The organism is Psychrobacter sp. KFRI-CH2-11, assembly GCF_038239325.1.
In the GTDB taxonomy this organism is placed as follows: domain Bacteria; phylum Pseudomonadota; class Gammaproteobacteria; order Pseudomonadales; family Moraxellaceae; genus Psychrobacter; species Psychrobacter celer.
This window is the reverse complement of sequence record NZ_CP151287.1, coordinates 1-5,008: the sequence shown is the minus strand read 5'-3', so window position 1 is coordinate 5,008 and position 5,008 is coordinate 1. Positions and strand designations below refer to the sequence as shown.

Sequence of the window (5,008 nt, the reverse complement as noted above, 5' to 3'; positions counted from 1 at the left end):
CGAGGGACTCTAAAAGCTCTTTAAAAGCTAAATACTTAAAAGCATAAGAATTATTTTTTTGATTGTGGATAACTATGTTTTGATTTGATGACTAACTCAGCACTCAGAACATCATCAAAATTGATTAATCCATTGCTGGATAAATTGGCTCAGGTTTGAATTATCTGTCACTGGTGAAGTCATCAACCAAGCTCAGGCAATCATCAGATAATAATCAATAGCTCAGATTTGCCCTACAAGGTGCTTTGACTTCTCAATAGGTAACTTACTAGGTCTTTACCCTTAGAATTGAAATGCGAGCCAATCAGACAGCAAATTGCTACTATCTCAGCTCATATCATTGGTGATTAGTTTGGCTATGGAATGATGAGGTAATGAAATTATCAGTCAATTATCACTTAGACTTGATATTTAGTGTTCATTGATAATGATGGGTAATTACTATCGTTTGATAATCAGGCGAAGTCTATTGATAGGTCAGCTATCATTTACTGATTTTATGTTTTGGGTATAGGTCAATGATAGGCTGTCAGATGGTTTTAGCTGTTCTGTACTTGCAGTGAGTAATTCGATAGTTTTTGGCACTACGTAACGCTTAGTAGTGTATATTGACTGAATAACCACAAAGATAAAAAGGAATTAGCATTGAGTAATAAGCGTTTTATCTTGAGGTCACTTGGTGTCTGCGGTTTAATTTTCGTTTTGTCTACGATGGTTGCTGCTAGGTTTTTTTAGTATGGTGACTGAATATTGAGTGTGACTCCTATACTAGAACACAAACTGTCGGCTGTACGCCAAGTGTTTTCGGGCTTTCTTGATTATTATTTTTGACAATACCACCACCAGTACCAACAATCGCTTTTTGTTTTGCCTGATTGTGGTCTGTTTTGACGTTCATCATCATGATGAAGGTGTGTTAATTTCTCGAGGTCATCGAAACGGTGGTCTCGTCTAATGTCCTCATGGTGAGGGTGTCTTAAATTCTACGATACCCTTGCTTAACTTTGGGCATGGCTAATCCAATCCGCCATTGGTGACTAGGGTGTGAACTTCTTAACGTCCAGTTTTGTACAGTCCCCAGTGGGGGTTATGCTCATTAAATCGTGATTGGTGCGCTGTAGAGGCATCGAACTGTCGGCTGTGTCCCAAGTGTTTTAGCGGTCTGTAGCTTTTTTATGATATGTTTTAACAACTCTTTTAACATCGTTTGCGAGTCGCTACCTTGATTTGAATGTCAGGTTTTATCAGGTTCTAACGTGTCCGAAAACAACCTAAGGCAACTTAAGACAACCAAGTTTTATCAAATTATCTCATCAAACAACCTAAGACAACTTAACACAACCTAAGACAACTTAAGGCTGCTATCCAAGCGGTTTAAGTCTGTTTGTTTGGCTGCTTTATTGGATTGCAGGATAGGCTTACACCGTCAAAATTATATAGTTTTGTTTTGCTAACACACTCGCTCAGGTTTGCGAGCGTCTTTGACATTCACTATCACACTGACTGGCTGCACCTCGTTATCATCAGTAACGCCCTTATCTAGCCCTAGCAGCTTTGCTTTTGACATGGTAGCAGCAACCATAGCAGACGCTTGTCCGTTAGCCTTAGCGGTCAATCTAGCATCGTCTAATTCTGTCATCAGGTCATCAATACTCATCTTTTGCATGGCTTATCCTTTGAGTTAGCAACTGGTCATCGTTTGCCAATTCATTCATCAGGTTACTAATGGTCTGCACCGCATCGGCATTTACGTCTTTTAACTGTGGTCTGTCATACCCTGTCAGCTTTGCCATAGTAGCAGTGGCTTGTATCATTGCCGTTGGTTTACGTTCCTCAATAGCCATTTGCCTTGCCTGTTCTAACTGGTCAAGTAGGTCATCGAGCGTCAATCTGCTCATAGCTTAATACTCCTCATCTAATCGCTTACTGATTGCCAGTGCTGCCTCAGGTGTTAGCTCAGTAATACCACCGTAAAAATGCCCCAGTCCTGATTTAATATTACTGTTTGGCGTTACGTCCCTCATGTTATCCATGCCTAGTAACTTGGCTTGTGCGACTGTGGCTGTGACTATGGCGTTTGGATTTCGGTCATCAATCGCTATCTGTTTGGCTGTCTGCAAGTCTGCTATCAGGTCGTTTAAATCAGGTATTTTCATTTGTTAGCCTCAATGGGTGCAACCTAGTTTATCGAGTGTCGATTGCCATATCTTAGCAGTCAGTCTGTCATGCTCATTCACAAGCCTATCAAACGTCTTTGAGTGCATACCTTTTGGCTTTGAGCCGTTACCGTATGCTATCCCTGATTGCCAACCTAAACGCTGCCTGATTGCATCAGCACGATTGAATAACCTATCAATGGGTTGCTGTAGCTGTGAATGATAATTAGCTCCTATGCAGTGCCTACAGACGTAAGTACCAGCACAATAAAGCACCGATGTTCTGCTTGAGCATTTAGGGCATAACCACCAATGGCGGTAATTGCCAAAGTGACAAGCGGTCTTATCTAATCGTATGCTGTAGCTGTATGCCTTGCCTCGATATGAATAATTAACGTCAATGCTGCTCGCTGTGCGTGATTGCCTCAACTGGTCACGATAGCGTGAGATACTCAATCGAGGGTAATTGCTCAGGCTTGAAGTGGTAGCAAGTGCTGCTATGGTTTTCTCCTCATATCTAAATCATTAAGCAAATTAAAATTCAATGTCTGTTCTTGGCGGTCTGTCGATACCAGTACTAGTGAACATAGTTTCTAATGCCTCGTTTACGTCTGTCATGCGCTGTTTGCCTTTCTCCTTTTCTGTTATCTGTGCGAGGTAGTCATCGGTCATCATGTGAAGTGGTTTATCTGTGGCTGTGGTTTTTGGTAAGGCTTGCTTAACCGTTCTAGGGTTTGGGTTTGGCGTTATCCTACTTGCTGAATAATTCTTACCCTTTGGGCTCAGGTTGTGCTTGTCTTTGGTGCGTTCTTTAGCGAAGTAAGACACATGGTAAAACGCTTTGTTATACTCGCTATCGTTATCACGTCTGACTAGGTAGAAATATTCTTTTGTTATACCGTCTTTAGACTTTGGCGGATAAGGTACATTTCTATAACCCCTATGGCTATGTCGTTCTGCAATCTGTCGGCTTTTCTCAATAAAGTTATAACCGCTTTTTGCATCTTTGCCGTTAATCATTAGCCACACATGGTAATGCAGACCGCCTTGAGTGCTAACTTCTCTTATCCATACATAACCCATTCTTTTGGCATTGTACTGTTTACCGCCTACCCACTCCCTCATACGGTCTAGGTAGTCAGTCATAATCGCATTGGTACTACCAACAACATCAGCATGAACATGAATATCAACTTTGACCATTAGCACCTTTTGATGCCATGACAGCATCGCATCAAACTCACGCTTGATAAGTTTTAATAGCTCAACATAGCAAGCTCTTGTACCACCATAGGTATTGATTGGCAGTAATCTACCGTCTATTTCTAACTCTGTCGCAAGCGTTTTTTGCCTCATTGCCAAACCTCGTTAAAATCAAAAATCCTCGGGAACACACCTTAATAGATAATGATGTTCTTAATGACCAAAGTATCTTAAAGAGTGGTTATTAAGTGATGGTTGTAAAAGGATAATAGTAAAAACCCACTTCATACTAAACATTGCTACCCTTACCACTGCTAGTACTGCCTGTAATATTGGCTTTAATATCTACCCCCTAACTGTGACATTTGCTATTAGTTATTTATATTAAATACTCTTTTTAATTCTACTTATCACTGTATGCCCTGTAGTAACGCTTTAGCCGTTCCTAGTACCTTTGCATTAGAACCAACTTACGAGGCTGTCAGCGTCAATCTGTGAGCACGTTTTTACTTAACCTTGCTCTTTGCTGCTTTAAATCCTAACTTTGCTAAGTGCTTGCTGTACTTTGTTTGCTTGTCAGGGTCTTTGAGGTCATCGGCAATGATTGCAGCAAATTGCTCAGCACTTGCACCCATTGGCGCATTACTGCCAAGCTCAGGCAATGCAGCCAACCTTTTGCTGAACGTGCTTATTTGGTCGTCTGTCATGTTGTGGAATAGGTCAGGCGTGGCATTATCTCTATTCTTATTTGCAGCAGTAGCGAGCTGCTCAGGTGCTTTCTTTTGCTTAAACCTAAATGACATAGCGGTAATTTTAGTACCTGTTTTGTGCTGCTCATACTTGACCGTTATGTCTGTATGCTCGTTAATTTGCTTGATAGCGAGGTCAATCACTCGAGCCTTAAAGTTATTCATCGCTTTGTATTTTTCAGGCTCAACGCCTAACTTTTGGCGTAGTTCCTCAATCTTATATTGCTGTGTAAATCCTTGTTCACGCCATGCCACGCAAAGCTCATACAATCGGATTGCGTAGCTACTGCTCAGGTTCGCTACTTTATCAATCTCATAGCTAGTGAAGTGGCTTTCGAGCCTTGTTATCAGTGGCACAACATCAGACGTAAAGCGCATATAAACAATACCGCTGTCAGGCTCTACGCCTATCTTATCTACCCAGCGACAATGAAATGACCTGTCTTTACCGTTCTTTGGGTTCTTATCGTGGTAGGTGACATATCGGTCAAACAGTCCTTTGCTTGCGTCCTTAACGACTGTGTAGGCTGTTTTGTCATTAACTCCGAACTGTTTAGCGTAGTTACTTGCGTGTATTCTCAATAGGCTATCGTGCGTGATGCCTTGACCTGAATTGCGAGCCTCAATGATTGCCAATAGGATTAGTCGCTGTTCTGCTAAATCGAGGGTATAACTTGCTTGTATCAATGCGTTATCTTTGACGACTAATTCAGACATAGTGACGACTTATTATTGAAGTGATTTTCAGCATAATAGCATAATTACGATACTTTGTTGTATGACGTATAGATTGGTGCGATAAACGTAGCGATATAAGCCAAAACTGGTGCGATAAACGTAGCGATATGGTGCGATAAACGTAGCGATATGAACGCTATAGCCCTTTGATAGCGTGGTCTG

6 protein-coding genes are annotated in these 5,008 nt (G+C 41.3%); all 6 read right to left on the bottom strand.

Annotation, left to right across the window (positions count from 1 at the left end):
- Nucleotides 1–763: 763 nt before the first annotated feature.
- Nucleotides 764–904, bottom strand: a complete 141-nt coding sequence (locus tag AADH33_RS13150) for a hypothetical protein (RefSeq protein WP_348550026.1) — start codon at nucleotides 902–904, stop codon at nucleotides 764–766.
- A 546-nt stretch (nucleotides 905–1,450) separates the two neighbouring features.
- Entirely contained in the window at nucleotides 1,451–1,666 is a 216-nt protein-coding gene (locus tag AADH33_RS13145; protein WP_348550025.1) for a hypothetical protein, read from the bottom strand.
- Nucleotides 1,647–1,898, bottom strand: coding sequence for a hypothetical protein (locus AADH33_RS13140; RefSeq protein WP_348550024.1), 252 nt, complete (start codon nucleotides 1,896–1,898; stop codon nucleotides 1,647–1,649). Before AADH33_RS13140 ends, AADH33_RS13145 begins: the two co-directional genes overlap by 20 nt.
- A 3-nt stretch (nucleotides 1,899–1,901) precedes the next feature.
- Nucleotides 1,902–2,156, bottom strand: coding sequence for a hypothetical protein (locus AADH33_RS13135; RefSeq protein ID WP_348550023.1), 255 nt, complete (start codon nucleotides 2,154–2,156; stop codon nucleotides 1,902–1,904).
- A gap of 534 nt (nucleotides 2,157–2,690) precedes the next feature.
- Nucleotides 2,691–3,512, bottom strand: coding sequence for a YagK/YfjJ domain-containing protein (locus AADH33_RS13130; protein WP_348550028.1), 822 nt, complete (start codon nucleotides 3,510–3,512; stop codon nucleotides 2,691–2,693).
- 353 nt (nucleotides 3,513–3,865) lie between these two features.
- A complete protein-coding gene (gene repM / locus AADH33_RS13125) occupies nucleotides 3,866–4,825 on the bottom strand; it encodes a replication initiation protein RepM (protein WP_348550027.1) in 960 nt (319 codons plus the stop codon).
- Between the last annotated feature and the right edge of the window lie 183 nt (nucleotides 4,826–5,008).